At 23.4% G+C, this 17798-nt stretch carries 14 protein-coding genes, 1 tRNA gene and 1 pseudogene; 2 read left to right on the forward strand and 14 right to left on the reverse strand.

Annotated features, from left to right (window positions below; translation table 11 throughout):
• Positions 1-832 precede the first annotated feature (832 nt).
• From AUT07_RS01650 to AUT07_RS03400, 12 genes and pseudogenes are all read right to left on the reverse strand, one after another.
• Positions 833-1405 (reverse strand): UbiX family flavin prenyltransferase, encoded by a 573-nt coding sequence (locus tag AUT07_RS01650; RefSeq protein WP_066284161.1) that lies wholly within the window; start codon positions 1403-1405, stop codon positions 833-835.
• An 817-nt stretch (positions 1406-2222) separates the two neighbouring features.
• Positions 2223-2705, reverse strand: coding sequence for a CvpA family protein (locus AUT07_RS01655; protein WP_066283357.1), 483 nt, complete (start codon positions 2703-2705; stop codon positions 2223-2225).
• A 226-nt stretch (positions 2706-2931) separates the two neighbouring features.
• Positions 2932-4227, reverse strand: a complete 1296-nt coding sequence (gene folC / locus AUT07_RS01660; RefSeq protein WP_066284163.1) for a bifunctional tetrahydrofolate synthase/dihydrofolate synthase — start codon at positions 4225-4227, stop codon at positions 2932-2934.
• Positions 4228-4307: 80 nt separating this feature from the next.
• Positions 4308-5177: an acetyl-CoA carboxylase, carboxyltransferase subunit beta gene (gene accD / locus AUT07_RS01665; protein ID WP_066283360.1), complete on the reverse strand. Its 870-nt coding sequence runs from the start codon at positions 5175-5177 to the stop codon at positions 4308-4310.
• 508 nt (positions 5178-5685) lie between these two features.
• Complete coding sequence (gene truA / locus AUT07_RS01670) at positions 5686-6492, reverse strand: tRNA pseudouridine(38-40) synthase TruA (protein ID WP_066283361.1); 807 nt, start codon at positions 6490-6492, stop codon at positions 5686-5688.
• Between the two features lie 280 nt (positions 6493-6772).
• Positions 6773-7903, reverse strand: coding sequence for a 4-phosphoerythronate dehydrogenase (locus AUT07_RS01675; protein ID WP_066283364.1), 1131 nt, complete (start codon positions 7901-7903; stop codon positions 6773-6775).
• Positions 7904-8431: 528 nt separating this feature from the next.
• Complete coding sequence (gene fabB / locus AUT07_RS01680; protein WP_066283366.1) at positions 8432-9655, reverse strand: beta-ketoacyl-ACP synthase I; 1224 nt, start codon at positions 9653-9655, stop codon at positions 8432-8434.
• An 836-nt stretch (positions 9656-10491) separates the two neighbouring features.
• Positions 10492-11559: a chorismate synthase gene (aroC, locus tag AUT07_RS01685; RefSeq protein WP_066283367.1), complete on the reverse strand. Its 1068-nt coding sequence runs from the start codon at positions 11557-11559 to the stop codon at positions 10492-10494.
• Between the two features lie 102 nt (positions 11560-11661).
• Positions 11662-12594, reverse strand: a complete 933-nt coding sequence (gene prmB, locus AUT07_RS01690) for a 50S ribosomal protein L3 N(5)-glutamine methyltransferase (protein ID WP_066283370.1) — start codon at positions 12592-12594, stop codon at positions 11662-11664.
• Between the two features lie 586 nt (positions 12595-13180).
• Positions 13181-13330, reverse strand: coding sequence for a phosphatase PAP2 family protein (locus tag AUT07_RS03395; RefSeq protein ID WP_236860965.1), 150 nt, complete (start codon positions 13328-13330; stop codon positions 13181-13183).
• A gap of 21 nt (positions 13331-13351) precedes the next feature.
• Positions 13352-13414 (reverse strand): annotated as a pseudogene (locus AUT07_RS03430) (hypothetical protein); the annotation flags it as partial.
• Entirely contained in the window at positions 13411-13794 is a 384-nt protein-coding gene (locus AUT07_RS03400) for a phosphatase PAP2 family protein (protein ID WP_236860966.1), read from the reverse strand. The gene AUT07_RS03400 and the pseudogene AUT07_RS03430, both read right to left, overlap by 4 nt.
• Positions 13795-14092: 298 nt before the next feature.
• Between AUT07_RS03400 and pfkA the strand changes: the two genes are divergently transcribed.
• Positions 14093-15070 carry a 6-phosphofructokinase gene (pfkA, locus tag AUT07_RS01700; RefSeq protein ID WP_066283372.1) on the forward strand — a complete coding sequence of 326 codons (978 nt, stop codon included), beginning with the start codon at positions 14093-14095 and terminating at the stop codon, positions 15068-15070.
• A 617-nt stretch (positions 15071-15687) separates the two neighbouring features.
• On the opposite strand, the gene nfuA is transcribed toward pfkA, so the two are convergent.
• Positions 15688-16266, reverse strand: a complete 579-nt coding sequence (gene nfuA, locus AUT07_RS01705; protein WP_066283374.1) for a Fe-S biogenesis protein NfuA — start codon at positions 16264-16266, stop codon at positions 15688-15690.
• 341 nt (positions 16267-16607) lie between these two features.
• Here nfuA and bioH point away from each other — a divergent pair, with 341 nt between their 5' ends.
• Positions 16608-17426 carry a pimeloyl-ACP methyl ester esterase BioH gene (gene bioH / locus AUT07_RS01710; RefSeq protein ID WP_066283375.1) on the forward strand — a complete coding sequence of 273 codons (819 nt, stop codon included), beginning with the start codon at positions 16608-16610 and terminating at the stop codon, positions 17424-17426.
• A gap of 141 nt (positions 17427-17567) precedes the next feature.
• Here bioH and AUT07_RS01715 read toward each other — a convergent pair.
• Positions 17568-17650: transfer RNA gene (locus AUT07_RS01715), tRNA-Leu, on the reverse strand.
• Positions 17651-17798: the final 148 nt, after the last annotated feature.

Genomic DNA, 17798 nt, shown 5'->3' on the forward strand with positions numbered 1-17798 from the left:
ATTATTAACATTATTATATTATCTTATAATATATTCCCTATATATATATGACATATAATATAAATTTATTAAATATTACTATTATTATGATTTTGCATTATATACCAATATACCTCCTAAATTGCTATTTCATTTATTTGATATCTCAATATAAACCTAATATAAACTAATAATTCTCTATTATTAAATAAACATATAATTATTAGTACAGATTTTTAAAAATAACAATGTTATCTATTTTTCACCTTTTGCTATTAACATATAATAAGTATATAGTTATTTTAATTTCTTAAATAACTGCAAAACTATCTTTATTTACTAAGATTAAGTTTAATATGATCAGATAAATGCATTAAATTTATTAAAATATATCTATCTATATTAACAATTCCAAACTTACTTTTAAAAAATCTTATTTTACTAAATAAAGCTATTATAAAATATATAAATATATATTATCATATAGATAAAAATTTTAATTAATATGAGAACACAATTTAAAATAACTTTTATAAATAATATTTATATTATAATATTATTTATAATAATTACATATTAATTATTTTTATATTAATTAATATATTTTAATAAAATTAATAGATGAAATATTTTATCACCTATTTAATAATATAGATACACACTATAATTATATATATTTGTATAAAAAATAATATTAATATAATTTTACTAAAATAAGAATAATTCTTAAAATAAGAATAATTCTTATGGAATTAATAAAATTGGTTACTATTATGTTTTAGCATAAATAAGAAACAGATAATTATCTATAAATATATATTTATAAAAAATATAGCAAGATCATAAAAATAAATTAATTCATATTACCCCAACGGGTAAATAAACTCTTAGATATATTTATGCCATATTGATCTAATAATCGGTTAATAGTTTGATTAATAATATCATGTATAGTTTTAGGTTTATGATAAAAAGCTGGCATAGGTGGAAAAATTATTGCTCCAATTTTTATAAGATTCATCATTAACCTTAAATGACCTAAATGTAGAGGTGTTTCTCTAACTCCCAATATTAATTTACGTCTCTCTTTCAAAATTACATCTGCCGAACGAACAATTAATGTATCATTGTAACTATTAGCAATACCAGATAATGTTTTTATTGAACATGGCATAATAATCATACCAGAGGTAATAAATGATCCAGAAGAAATGGCTGCAGTTATATTTCTATTATCATAAACAACATTTGCTAGTGTTTGCACATCGCGCAAACTATAATTTGTCTCTAAAGACAATGTCTGTTTAGCTGCTGAACTAATAATTAAATGAGTTTCAATATAATCAATATCATATAAAACTTCTAATAATCTAATACCATAAATAGCACCACTAGCACCTGTTAAACCAACAATAATTTTCTCTATCATTTAAATTAATAAAAATTAAATTTAATATTAAAATATCAATAATTTCTGATATATTGTAATTATATAAACAATTTAAAAATAATTAAGAATTAAAAATAAATTTATAATATTAATATTATCATACAATTTTTATAAAATTATATAAAAACCGTTTATAAATAATCTATATATTATTTTTCTAATATATCATAATCAATTAAAAATATATACACTACTCTTCTAGTTAAACTGATCTACTTAGTTAAATGGTTTAATTTTAACTAAATAATATGTAAATTATTTTTAATTAATTATATTGTATAGTTTTATAGCTCAGTTGCTAATATCTTAAATATATTATTAAATAATTTTTAACATACTAATAATAAATTTCTTATTTGCAATCATATAATTTTTTATTCTTTAATTTTATATAATACTAGATATAATCATAAATAAATTAAGTATATAAAATTTTAATAAAATTGATTAATATTATTTCTTTGAAATAAAGAAAATACTTTTACTTAAATATATTTTTTAAAATATTAATTAATATAAATATAGCTATGAATACATATCAACAAATAATCTAAATTAGCAAAAAATTACAAGTAATATTTTAATATTATAAATATAGTTTGAATTTTTTAAATTATTTTAAGTATACAATTTAAATTAATTTTAGTAATAATTAAAATAATATTTATTATTATAACTTTATTATATTATAATAATTTATTAATACTTCACAAAAGTAAATAATTAATTGATATAAAATACAGAAATTATAATAACAATACAGATACTTTATTAATTTAACATAGTGATAGTTTTAATTGAAAATTAAATATTCTTTTAAGATAATTAAAAACCAATTAACAATATTAATAAATTTATATATTAATTCTGATTTTTTCCAATCGTCACTTTGTGAAATTGGTGTAAAGATATCAATAAAAAATATAATAATTGATGTTATTATTACACCTCTTAATATACCAAAAAAGAAGCCTAAAACACGATCGATACCTGTTAATCCAGTTTTACTAATTAATAAACTAATGATATTACCTACTATTAATCCAATAATTAAAATAAATATAAACAAAAATAAAATAGTAATAATATTACTTATTAATATATTATCGAAAAAATTAGTAAAATAACTTGCTATATATGAATAAAATTCGCTAGTAATAAAAAAAGCACAACACCAAGTAATTAATGATACTAATTCTCGTATAAAACCACGAATTAAACCAATAAAAGTAGAAAAACTAATAATGGCAACTATACCATAGTCAATCCAAATCATAAATTTTTCTCAAATGATTAAATAGCGATCAATTATGAAATATTTTTATAAAACTTAAATTTAAATTTAAAACTATAAAATAAATCATAATAGCGAATATAAATATTTATAATAAATATATTTTATAATGAAAGCAGTTTTATAACTGATATGCTCATTTTATCTATAAATATTATTAATTAAAATTTTTAACGTTATATTAAAAATAATTATTAAAAATTAAAAATCAAATTAGGTTACTTTTAAACTTTTCAATTTCTATCACCTTAGCAACTGTGTGAAATGAACCAAAAACTAATAAAATATCTTGCTTATTTATTCTTTTTATTACTTTTAACCAAGCATCTTCTACTGTACTAAATTTATATGATGAATTAACATATTGAGCTAATTTATCAGAAGATGCACCAAGTATTTCATTCAATGAAGCTAAGTACCATATATCTACATGAGGAATCAGATAAGATAAAGTATTTTTTATATCTTTATTAGATAACATAGCTACAACTGCATATACTTTAGTATCTCTATGTTTTGGTAAACAAGATATTTTATCAGCTAAATATGCTGAAGCATGTGGATTATGAGCAACATCTAAAATTATATAAGGATTTTTATGAATAATTTGAAATCTGCCTGGTAATTTTGCATTTATTAATCCAAGCTTAATAGCTTGTAAGGTTATATTACGTCTAATAATACTATCTTCTTTGAGTAAACAACTAATAACTGCTAATGCTGTAACAGCATTACAAATTGGAATCTTGGGTATAGGTAATTTTTTAAAAAAGTAATCATGAGATTTCCAGTTCCAATAATCATTGTATAATTTAAATTGACAATCTATTCCACAAAAAAATAATTTTGATCCAATATCTTGGGCTACACTATAAATCGAATTTGGTATATCCATCTCACCAATAACAGCGTAACATCCTGGGCGAAAAATACCAGCTTTTTCATATCCAATTTTCTCGCGATTACTGCCTAAAAACTCTGTATGATCTAAAGCAATACTCGTAATAACGGCAATATTAGAATTCACAATATTAGTAGCATCTAAACGACCACCTAAACCAACTTCTAGAATAACAACATCTAGTTTAGTTTCTTTAAATAATTGCAAGGCTGCTAAAGTAGCATATTCAAAATAAGTTAACTTTGTTGTACCTTTTTTAGATTCAATATCAAAAAAAACCCGACAAAATAATTCTTTAGGTAATGTTTTACCTTGAATTCTAACACGCTCAGTATAATGTAAAAGATGTGGTGAATTATAAACACCTACTTTTAATCCTGCATTAATTAAAATTAATTCTAATAGATGACAAGTAGTTCCTTTACCATTTGTTCCTGCAACAGTAATAACTATAGGTGCTGGATTTAAAATATCTAATTTACTGGCAACTATATTTAATCGATCTAATCCTAAATCAATAATTTTATTATGCTGATTTGATAAATAAACTAACCATGTATCCAGAGAAGAATTAACTCCAGGTTTAATAAAATTATTATATATCTCTTTCATTTTTAATGAATATCTTATTTGAAAATATTATATTAATAATAAATATCAGAAAATTATTTAATAATATAAACTTAATTTACTTCGATAATAGTTTGATCAGTTAACATCGCTAATATTTCTGCTAATTTATCTCTTATTTCAGGACGCCTAATAATCATATCAATAGCACCTTTTTCAATTAAAAATTCACTACGTTGGAAATGAGGTGGTAACGTTTCCCTAACTGTTTGTTCAATAACTCGTGGTCCAGCAAAACCAATTAACGCTTTAGGTTCAGCAATATTGATATCACCTAACATAGCTAAACTTGCTGATACGCCACCCATAGTTGGATTTGTAAGTACCGAAATATATGGAATTCCATTTTCCTGCATTTTAGCAAGTGCTGCACTAGTCTTTGCCATCTGCATTAAAGATATTAATGCTTCTTGCATTCTAGCCCCACCACTAGCAGAAAAGCAAACTAAGGGGCAATGATCTTTTAATGCTTGCTCAACAGCACATACAAACCTTGCTCCAACAACTGAAGCCATTGAACCACCCATAAAACTAAATTCAAACGCTGCTACAATAACATTCATACCCTTAAGAGTACCTTTCATAGCAATTAAGGCATCCCTTTCATGTGTTAATTTCTGTGCTAATGCAATACGATCTTTATATTTTTTTAAATCGCGAAATTTCAAAATATCTTTTGGCTCTAGTTCACTACCTAATTCTGTTGTAATGTTTTGATCTAGAAAAGAAATTAACCTTTGACGCGCTGAAATATTCATATGATGATCACATTTTGGACATACAGCTAAATTACTTTCTAATTCAGCACGATAGAGTACTTTCCTACAATTATCACATTTTGTCCATATTCCTTCAGGAATATTTGCTTTACGGGTAGTTTTAGTGATATTACTCTTATTAAAAATTTTTTCAATCCAGCTCATTAAGAATCCCTTCTAGCTAAAATTAAATTATATTTATAATATTAATTATTAAAAATACTTTTATGTAAAAATTATTGATTTTTAATTAGTATCAAAAAATGTAATTTTTACAATACTATATTTATAACTAATAAATATAATAAAAATAATATATTCGATATAATAAGACATAAATATATATAGTTTAAAATAGAAATCTTATTAAACTAGGTATGAAGAAAAATTTTAGAATCGAAATTACTTAAAAATAAATTTTAGAATTATAAAATAATAACATTATTAGATAGAATGAAATAATAAATTAATAATTAAAATTAATATCAATTTAATTTTAATTAATTTAAACAATATAACACTCATCCAGTATAGAATCTATTATAAAATATATATAGTAAGTTATTTTATTTAATTTCTGACTAAAATAGAACTAAATAAAAAATTAGAATAATATTAATATGTTTTATAAAAATCTAATAATAATTAACTTAAATGATATAAATATATTTAATTATAAAATAATTTTATTAAATGGATATAAAAAAAAAGGCAATTCAATTGTTTTAGGTAAATCAAATTTTGATGGATAATCTATAGAAATTAAATAAAGACCTGTTGCTTTTGCTGTTGCAGCTGCCTTTGTTCTATCTTTTAATTCTAAAAGATTTTTTATCCAATTAATATCCTGATCACCTGATCCTATAGAAAACAAACTACCTACAATATTTCTAACCATATGATGAACAAAAGAATCAGCTTTAATATCAATCATAATATAATTACCATAACGATTTACTCTAATATGTTTTATATGACGCCAAGGTGATTTAGATTGACATTTAATAGATCGAAATGAAGTAAAATCATGCTCTCCGACTAACACCTGTGCTGCAATATTCATTTTTTCAGCATCTAATAGTTTAGGATAATGAGTGATACCTGAAGCTAAAATTGCTGATCTATATTTACGATTAAAAATAACATAAATATATCTCCTAGCAGTAGCGCTGAATCGTGCATGAAAATCAGAATTAACTAATTTATACCAATGTACTACAATATCAGATGGTAAATTACTGTTAACACCATGAATCCAAGCAGAATCTTGACGTATAACAGATGTTTCAAAATGTATTACTTGTCCTATAGCATGAACACCCGCATCAGTACGACCTGAACAGTAAACTTGAATAAATTCATTTGCAACTTTACTAAGTGCAAGTTCTACACAAAACTGGATACTTTTAACAGTTTGTTGACTTTGCCATCCATAATAATTACTACCATTATATTCAATACCTAATGCAATTTTAATCATTTACAAATAACTATACCATATTTAATGTAAATAAACATTATTTTTACAAAAATACTAATTAACTATATATTATATTTTTATATTTAATATAAATATATTAAATATACATCTAAGTTATATATTTTACGTGATAAATTATTTAATTATTAAAAACCTTTTAATTAAAATTTAATTTTTAAATAAAAAACGACCTACTTAGTTAACTAAAAAATTAATTAATTACTATACACAAAATTTGTATTTTTATTTCACTAAACAAAACAAAATACTCAATATTTTATTAAATTAAATTCGTATTAAATCCTAATACTTTTAATATATAAGATATATTTGGATCATAACAATTAACTTTAACAGAAGACCATTCTCTACGCTTTGGATACAATTGACGTAAATTATCAAATTCTTTGTCAACATGAATAATATTCCTTAAAAGGACATCATCATAACTAACATTATACATAAAATGTACTAAATTTTTTAAATTAGTTTGTGTTAATGTTCCTGAAAAATTGATTTCATTACATGTCTGAATAGGTAACATATCATTTAATTTAACCTGTTGTATTTGTCCTAAAAATTTACTGTATGACACAAAAACTTGTATGCTAGCACGTATTTGACCTTCTAAAGAATAACCAGCAATATGTGCCGTACCAATTTTTACTTTAGCTAATAAAGGTAAAGAAATATTTGGCTCATTTTCCCAAACATCCAATACGGTATATAATTTTTTACCTTTTTCCAATGCCTTTAATAAAGCATGATTATCAAATATCGAACCACGACTAGTATTTATTAATATGCATCTATCTCGAATTATAGAAATTAATTCGTCATTTAATAAATGATAAGATTTATAAAGTCCTTTATTGTTTAATGGAATATGAAATGTTAAAATATCTGCCTCATGGATTAATTTTTCTAGTGGCCAAAATAGTTCACTACTATCACCAGAATTTTCTCTAGGAGGATCGCATAATATTGTATTTACTCCTAAAGCTTTTAAACTTTTATTAAGACGGCTACCAATATGACCTACTCCAATGATACCTACTAATTTTTCTCTTAAATCAAAGCAATATCGTTCAGCTAATAATAGTAAAGATGACAAAACGTATTCTACTACAGCAATTGCATTACAACCTGGAGCAGCAGAAAAAACTATACCTGATTGAGTTAACCATTCTATGTCAATATGATCAAATCCAGATGTTGTAGTACCAACAAATTTTACATTACTATTTTTAAGTAATGCTTCATCCACTTGAGTAATAGAACGGATAATTAAAGCATCTGCTGCTACTAAATCTGAAGATGAAATTGATCTGCCAGAAACTAACTTGACATCACCAATATTTTTAAATAATTCAGTTGCGCAAGGTATATTTTTATCTAATAATATATTCACTGATTTACAGACCAAATTTGGTTATTAATTAACTAATTTATGTAATATTAAAAATAAATATACATTACATTAATAATTACAGAAAATAAAAAATTGGTAAAATTTTTATAAAAAGTATAGAATATATATCATAAAAGTATTGATTTTTTTATCAATTAAATATTAATTAATTTTAATCCTATAGAATATTGCTTGTTTTGAAAATTTATTTATAATCTTTAAATAAAAAATTGCACCGCTATAAATCAAATACTATTTGAAGTATGATATAAATATAAAAACTTAATTATTTTGTATTAAAGCATAATTAGTTTAATATTTAGCATTTTATTTTACTTATAAAAGTTCTTATATTAATTAATATAAGTAAAAATATTTTACAAAATAAAAATTTTACCTTATTATAAATTCAAAAATTAAACTTTACAAATGATATTTATTTTTATTTTAAATAAATTAAAACCTATTAATTAAATATTTTATTAAATAGAATTTTAATTCTATTCTAGAATCATTATGCATTCATTATTATTCATTATATTTACTCATCACTAATGAGGCATTAGTCCCTCCAAAACCAAAACTATTAGACATCACAGTTTTTAATTTTTTATTAGTTGGTTTAGTAACAATATTCATTGTTTCTGCTTTTTTATCTAAATTATCAATATTGATGCTTGGTGCTATAAATCCATGCTCTAGCATTAATAAACTATAAATTGCTTCATGAACTCCAGCAGCTCCTAAAGAATGCCCAGTCATTGCTTTGGTAGCTGAAATTACTGGTGTATTATTACTGCCAAATACTTCTGTAATAGCTTCTAATTCTTTTGTATCGCCCACTGGAGTTGAAGTACCATGGGTATTAATATAATCAATTTGTTTTACATCTACTAATGCCATTCTCATACATCTTACTGCTCCTTCACCTGAAGGGACTACCATATCATAACCATCTGAAGTTGCACCATATCCAACAATCTCAGCATAAATATGTGCATCACGAGCTAAAGCATGCTCTAATTCTTCTACAACAACAATACCACCACCAGCAGCAATAACAAAACCATCTCTTCCTTGATCATAAGTACGAGAAGCTTTTTCTGGGGTTGCATTATATTTTGTAGATAATGCCCCCATCGCATCAAATTCACAAGTTAATTCCCAACTTAATTCTTCACCACCACCAGCAAAAATAATATCCTGTTTACCTAACTGAATTAACTCTACGACATGCCCAATACAATGTGCAGATGTAGAACAAGCTGAACTAATAGAATAATTAACACCTCTAATTTTAAATGGGGTGGCTAAGCACGCGGAAATACCTGATGCCATAGCTCTAGTAACCATATAAGGACCTACACCTCTTAATCCTTTTGTACGCATACCATCTGAACCAGCAACTTGATTGCGTGGAGAACCACCCCCAGAACCAACTACTAAACCGGTGCGAATATTTGAAATCTGATCTTCAGTTAATTTAGCATCTGAAATTGCCTCTTCCATAGCTAAATAAGCATATATAGAACAATCACTCATAAAACGTAGAATTTTACGATCAATTCTTTGTCTAACGTAATCTTCTGAAATCTTAATATTTCCCCAAACATGACTACGTAAACCCATTTTTTTAAATTCTTCCGAAAACCTAATACCAGAAAGCCCTCTTTTCAAAGAACCAAGTACTTCTTTCTGGTTATTACCTATGCTGGAAATTATCCCCAGACCAGTGATAACTGCACGTTTCATTAATTATCTTACCTCATAATTAAAATTCATTTGCTGATATTTTATCCTGATATTTAGAGTACACTTGTACGCTGAAAAGTACAATGAGGCAAATAGGTAGAATTTGTTTTTGTTGTATATTTTATATATAAAATATTAAAAATAAGTTTATTAGAACTAATTAATGTTATAAAAATAAAAAATAATTTAGATAAATATATGAAAATAAGGAATGAAAAAACTGAAAAATATAATTTTATTTATCTTTTTAATACTAATCACAATATATCAATTATTGATATATTAACTATATTTTATAAATATTTTTATAAAATAAAAATATTATTATAATCATATTAATAAATAATTTTTTTTAATTAATTATAAATTAAATAAAAAATATAATTATTTTATTTAATTTATTTTATAAAAAATTTTATTTATAACCAATTCAATACTTTTTATTTTAATTTTAAAATTAAAAATTAAATATTAACCTTTAATAAAAAGTTAATTATTAATAACTAAAATAAATATAAAAATAGTAAATTATCTTTTAATTATTATTTAGTATTAATAGATATTATCTAGATTTATTTAATTTTAAAATAACAAGTATTTTTACTCCTCCAAAATTATTAAATTATATAATTAATTTTAATCACATTATTTAATTATATTAAGAATTAATATAAAATTTAAGTTGTACTAATTAAACTAATAAAATTTTATTATTATATTAAGATTAATTGATGAATAATATTTCATCATATTTGCAATAATAATCATTCATTAAATTATAATATTATTAAAAATAAAATATATCTTATATTTATATACACTACAAAAATGCAAATTTAAAATTTAATGTTACATTGTGCTCTATAACGTAAAAAATGGTCCATAAGAACTATTGCCATCATTGCTTCTACTATTGGTATAGCTCTAATACCGACACACGGATCATGACGTCCCTCAGTGATAACTTCAATTTCATCGCCATCATTATTGACACTTTTACCAGGTATTTTAATACTTGAAGTTGGTTTAAATGCTAAATGAGTAATAATTTGTTGGCCACTACTTATCCCACCTAATATACCGCCTGCATTATTTTTAATAAAACCGTTATTAGTAATTTCATCTCTATTTTCATTTCCTTTTAATGTAACTACTTTAAAACCTGCACCTATTTCAATACCTTTAACTGCATTTATGCTCATCATAGCATGAGCAATATCTGCATCTAATCGATTAAAAACAGGCTCTCCTAATCCAACTGGGACATACTCAGCAATAACAGTTATTTTAGCACCAATAGAATTACCTTCTTTTTTTAAAGAAGACAATAATGAATCTAAAGCATCCAATTTTGTTATATCAGGACAAAAAAAAGGATTTTGTTCTACTAAATCCCAATCTTTTAATTCACAAAAAATATTTCCTAATTGACTTAAATAAGCACGAATAATTACACCTAATTGTTGTCGTAAATATTTTTTTGCAATAGTTCCAGCAGCTACACGCATAACTGTTTCTCTAGCTGAAGCTCGGCCACCACCACGATAGTCACGTATACCATATTTTTTTTGATAAGTATAATCTGCATGGCCAGGTCGGAATACATCTTTGATGTCACTATAATCTAGTGAACGTTGATTTTCGTTTTGAACTAATAAACCAATTGATGTTCCTGTCGTAATCCCATTAAAAACACCAGATAAAATCTTAACTTGATCTTGTTCATATCTAGAACTGGTATAAGAAGAAGTACCAGGCCTCCGGCGATCTAAATCTATTTGTAAATCTTTTTCTGACAATGCCATGCCAGGAGGAAACCCATCAATAATACAACCTAAAGCTAAGCCATGAGATTCACCAAATGTCGTCACACGAAAAAGTTGTCCAATAGAGTTTCCAGGCATACTAGTATTTATCCTTCGTTATTATGAATAAGGCATTATTATTTATCATAATATCTACATTATAAAAATAAATTATTGTATAATATAAAATATTTTATTCATTTAATCGATAAATAATTTAAAAAATTCTTGATGTTCAAGGAGTTGTTTCTTTGTTAACATAAATACACCATGACCGCCATAATCTAATTTTAACCAAGTGAATGGGATATTTCTATATTGTTTAATAAGTTGTAACATAGTATTTCCAACTTCACAAATAAGTATACCATTTTCTGTTAAAAAACGGGCGGCATTAGCTAAAATTCGTCTAACAAATTTTAAACCATCAGGACCACCCTCCAAAGCTAATTTAGGTTCTGCCCAATATTCTAGTGGTAAATTAGACATATCTTTAGAATCAACATATGGGGGATTGGTGATAATTAAATCAAACTGAATAGATGGGATATTTAAAAATAAATCTGATTGAATAAGTTTTATTCTATCAGAAAATCCATGAGTGATGATATTTTGTTCACTTACATCTAATGCATTAATAGAAATATCAACAGCATAAATTTGTACTGTAGGAAATATATAAGCACAAGATATAGCTATGCATCCACTTCCGGTACATAGATCTAAAAGATACATGGGTTCATAATCAATGATATCAATAAAATGTTTATCAATTAATTCACCTATAGGTGTTCTGGGTATTAAAACACGCTCATCAACATAAAACTCATGCCCACAAAACCAAGATTTATTAATTAAATAAGCTACAGGGATATGTTCATTTATACGACGAATTACTCGTTTAATAATACGATGACGTTCACTTATAGTTGTACGAGAATGCCATAATTGATCAGGAATATATAATGGTAAAAATAGTGATGGTAAAACTAATTGTAATGCTTCATCCCAACAATTATCTGTTCCATGACCGTAAAAAATATTGGATACATTAAATTGACTAATTACCCAACGATACATATCTTGAATAGTATGTAATTCAATAGTTGCTTCATTAACAAAATATTTATTCAAAAAACCTCCTAACTAATTAGGAATTGCATGTATTTTATATATACAGTTGTACTATTTAATTATTCAAAATTTATAAATATATTTTATATATAAAAATATAATGGTTTTATTATTTACTACTTATCTATATATATTACATTTCACTATTAAATAATATTTATATTTTTATAATTATTTGATTATATAATATATAAATTAATATTATTATCAATAATTTATATTTTATATGGTTAAACAATATTTAAATAATGGACAATTTAATTATTATCAATAGTATTACATGAAATTATATTTTCATATAAAAATTTTATAACAATACTGTTGTGTCATATTTAATATTAAAATTAATGCAATTTAATTACTACAAACTAATAATTTAAATATTTTTTAAAATTATCATATCAAACATGACTTAATTTTATATTAATAAATATAAATATGATTTATTAAAAAAATAAAATATACATCACATATATACATATATTATTAATAGTTAATGATAAAAATCAAAAATATAATATAATTATGTCATTAAGATAATTTATTTAGATATCTAAATATACAATAAAAAATAAATATAGATCTTTTAACCTTTAATCCAACCTTTCTTTATCAAAGATAAAAATAATAATTTATATATTTTTATCATATATGGGAGTAACTTATAACCACCAATAATCCAAATTATTTGGCTAATACCACAAGCTATAAGAGAAATAAAAAAGGACCCAACCATATCTAATGGCCAATGTACACCTAAAAAAATTCTAGCCCAAATAATAGCAATTGCTGGTATAAATAATAGTAATCCAATTCTTATTTTAAACCAAAAAAAAAACTAAGTGTAAATGTAAAAGCAATAGTAGCATGGTTACTAGGAAATGATGGTGTTGGATCATGATATAAAAACTGCTGACCTATACCTAAAATAAAAGGTCTTTCTTGAGGGAAAAGTATACTAATAAAACCTGAAATGACTGAACATATAACAATAATTAATGAAAAAGTAGTTTTACATACAAAAATTCTTTGATAAGATAAATTTTTTGATGGCCCCCAAATCCAAGATATGATAGTGATTGAAGGAAATATAAAAATCAATTTTTTTGCAAAAAAAGTAGCTATGCCTAATATATTACTAGATGTCATAGGATTAGCATTAATAAATTTAAATAAACTTAAATTAATATCATTAAACAAATTAAAACTCTCATAGAATTATATATTCTAGTCATATAATATAAATAAAAAAGATTAAAGATAAATTATAATAAATTCCTATATAATTTACATATATATTTTGGAAATTAATTCTTTTTTAAAATAGAATTAACAATAAACACATACAAAAATATTCATATATTTTAAAATTTATAATTAAATTAAGTGATAAGGTTTTAAAAATTTTAATTATAATAGAATAAATCTATTAAATCAAATTTAATTAAAAATAATTAAATACATGTATTTATAATACATATTGTAATAGGAGGTAAATATGAATAAAGGTAGGATAAAAAAAATTGGTGTGTTAACTAGTGGAGGTGACTCGCCAGGAATGAATGCTGCTATTCGTAGTGTTGTTCGTATGGGACTCCATGAAAACTTAGAAATTTATGGTATTTATGATGGCTACATAGGACTTTATGAAAATAAAATACAAAAACTTAATCGTTTTAGTGTTTCTGACATTATTAATAGAGGAGGTACTTTTTTAGGTTCTGCTCGGTTCCCTGAATTTAGAGACAATGAAATAGTAAGAATACAAGCAATTAATAACATGAAAAAACATGATATAGATGCATTAGTTGTAATAGGAGGAGATGGTTCTTATCATGGGGCAAAAAAAATCACTGAATCTGGTTTTCCTTGTATAGGGATACCAGGAACTATTGATAATGATGTAGCTGGTACTGATTATACAATCGGTTATTTTACAGCATTAAATACAATTGTTGAAGCAATTGATCGATTACGTGATACATCCACTTCTCATAAACGTATTTCGATAGTTGAAATTATGGGGCACTATTGTGGTGATTTAACTTTATCAGCAGCAATTGCAGCTGGATGTGAATTTATAGTATTGCCAGAAATAAGTTTTAATAAAGATGAATTATTAATAGAAATTAAATCAGGTTTAAACAGAGGCAAAAGACATGCTATTGTTGCTATTACCGAGCATATTTATGATATTAATATATTAGCAAAATATATTGAAAAAATAACTGGACACGAAACAAGAGCTACTGTATTAGGTCATATTCAAAGAGGGGGTAATCCAGTAGCAAGTGATCGTATTTTAGCATCTCGTATGGGGGCCTATTCTATTCAATTACTTTTACAAGGATATGGTGGACGTTGTGTAGGAATTCAAAATGATCAACTAGTTCATCATGATATAATTGATGTAGTAAGTAATATGCAACGTAAATTTAAAAAAGATTGGTTAGATATGGCAAAAAAATTATATTAATTAAATGTATAACTTCTATTTATGGTATGAATTAATACATATTTTATTTAAAATTTTACCTAAATATATAATATTATATAAAGATATATAATATAAAATTAAAGTAAAAAAACAAATAATATATGGTTTTATGCTTTAAATAAGCATATATGTGTATATTTTATTAATTAAAAATAATTAAATTATTTATTCTACTTATTATGATAAGTAGAATAAACTTAAATATTAAAGAAGTATATGATTATATATTTAATTTAAAAATATTTTTGATACATTTTTACTAAAAAATAAAATATTAAAATTAAATATACTATACTTATAACAATTAGTGATTTTAATATATTAAAATATATGATATTTAATCATATATTGCTAAATAAATTATCCATATATCAATAGTATATTGATCTAGTCATATTAATAGCATATTAATTAAATTAAAAAGCAATTTTAACTATAATTTAATATATTCAAGTAAACAGATAACCAATTAAAACAAACATTTTATGTATGCTAACTAAATATATAATAATTATTATACTTTATTAAAAGATATTTATTTACTAAATATTTCATATTAATTTTTATAATTTTAGTAAAGTAATGTTTTTATAATATTAATAAAAAGAATGCTCTCCATGTTGGTGTTCAGTAAAATCTTTAACACCATTAAGTTCATTTGGAAACATATTTAATAATTGCTTTTCAATACCATTTTTTAATGTCAAGGAAACCATTGAACAGCCATTGCATCCTCCACTAAATTGTAAAATTACATATCCATCATTAGTAATTTTTATTAATGAAACAGAACCTCCATGAATAGCTAATTGTGGATTAATTTGTGATTTAATTACGTAATTTATACGTTCAATTAATGGAGCATCGCTATTAACGTATTTTATTTTAGCATTTGGTGCTTTTATTGTTAATTGAGATCCTAGTTTATCTATACTGAAATTAATTTCAGCATTCTCTAAAAAAGGCGCACTGACTGAATCAATATATGCCGATAACTTATCAAATTTCAGTTCAATATCACTTTCCTCAATAGAATCAGGGGCACAATAAGAAACACCACATTCAGCAAACGGGGTGCCAGGATTAATGACAAATACACGAATTTGTGTACCTGGTATTTGATTTTTTAATAATTTTATAAAATGATCTTGCGCTGATTTAGTAATAGTAATCATGATTAAATACTCAAATAAATTTATCTTAATAAAAGTATACTATACTTTTATATGCTATTTAATTTATAAATCATATTAAATTAATTTAATTTTATAGTGAATAACTAATTACTAAATCGAAGTATTATTGATATACCTATACAATATATTAAAACAAAATATAAAAATTAAATTTTAATGTAATTAAAAGATACGAATCTATTATAATATAAATATTATTGATATAATATATTATAATTATTATAATATTTACTCTTCTATGTTATATAAATATGCTTAAATAACTAATTATTAATACATTGATATATAAAATATAACTCTTGTTTTTAAAAAAAATAACAATGAATGATTTATTTTGGCAAAGATTAGGAAAAGGAAAACAAGATGTTGTTCTATTACATGGATGGTGTTCAAATGCAGAAGTTTGGCGTAATATTGCATTATTATACAATCCATATTTTTGTTTTCATATTATTGATTTACCTGGTTATGGGAGAAATAATATATTTCCACCAATGACATTACAACAAATGTCAGAAATTATTTGGCATAAAGCACCAAAATATGCTATTTGGGTTGGTTGGTCTTTAGGTGGATTACTTGCTAGTACTATAGCTCTTCAACATACATCTGAAATATCTGGATTAATAACGATAGCATCATCTCCTTTTTTCATACAAAAAGATAATTGGCCAGGTATTAATCCTGTGTTGCTAATAAATTTTAAACAACAATTAAAAATTGATTTTCATCGTACAATAAAATCTTTTTTAGTACTGCAAACATTAGGAATAAAAAAACCACATAATGATATAAATTTTTTAAAATCAACATTTATGAGTCAACCGTTACCTTCAATTTCTGTATTAAATAAAGGTTTAGAAATTTTATTAACAAATGATTTAAGAAAACCTTTGTCACAGTTGAAGATATCTTTTTTACGTATCTATGGTGAACTAGATAATTTAGTCCCAAAAAAAATAGTATCTATAATAGATAAATGGTTACCAAATTCATCTTCTGTAATAATAAAATATGCTGCACATGTGCCATTTATCTCTCATCCTCATAAGTTTTTACATCTACTAATTGATTTTTACAATCATACTCAGAAAAATATTAATTTTATTAATTACAAAAATAATCTTAGATTAAATTAAGATTATATAAATTTAGTTATATTTCTTATATATATTATATATATGTTATATCTTCTTATAATATCACAATAAATTTTAGTTATATGATTGATATATTTTATATTAAAAATAATTTTACATTAATATATACAAAATATATTTTGCCGAAGGCCGGATTTGAACCGGCATACTAAAATAGTGGATGATTTTGAATCATCTGCGTATACCAATTTCGCCACTTCGGCAAAGATAAAAAATAAAAGTACTTTTTATAACACAAATAAAAAATTTTTATATTTAAATAACACATTAAACATTTAATATATAATAAAATACTAAATCAACTTTCTTGATTTAGTATATAAAACTATCTATTTTTGTAATTTTTAATTT

Source organism: Candidatus Arsenophonus lipoptenae (genome assembly GCF_001534665.1).
Lineage (GTDB): Bacteria > Pseudomonadota > Gammaproteobacteria > Enterobacterales > Enterobacteriaceae > Arsenophonus > Arsenophonus lipoptenae.

Bases quoted from the DNA above. Each gene is read 5' to 3' on its own strand.
- truA (WP_066283361.1), bottom strand. From the start codon at position 6,492: ATGATTAAAATTGCATTAGGTATTGAATATAATGGTAGTAATTATTAT.
- nfuA (WP_066283374.1), bottom strand. From the start codon at position 16,266: ATGATTACTATTACTAAATCAGCGCAAGATCATTTTATAAAATTATTA.
- AUT07_RS01655 (WP_066283357.1), bottom strand. From the start codon at position 2,705: ATGATTTGGATTGACTATGGTATAGTTGCCATTATTAGTTTTTCTACT.
- AUT07_RS03395 (WP_236860965.1), bottom strand. From the start codon at position 13,330: ATGGTTGGGTCCTTTTTTATTTCTCTTATAGCTTGTGGTATTAGCCAA.
- accD (WP_066283360.1), bottom strand. From the start codon at position 5,177: ATGAGCTGGATTGAAAAAATTTTTAATAAGAGTAATATCACTAAAACT.
- aroC (WP_066283367.1), bottom strand. From the start codon at position 11,559: ATGCCTGGAAACTCTATTGGACAACTTTTTCGTGTGACGACATTTGGT.
- fabB (WP_066283366.1), bottom strand. From the start codon at position 9,655: ATGAAACGTGCAGTTATCACTGGTCTGGGGATAATTTCCAGCATAGGT.
- pfkA (WP_066283372.1), top strand. From the start codon at position 14,093: ATGAATAAAGGTAGGATAAAAAAAATTGGTGTGTTAACTAGTGGAGGT.
- bioH (WP_066283375.1), top strand. From the start codon at position 16,608: ATGAATGATTTATTTTGGCAAAGATTAGGAAAAGGAAAACAAGATGTT.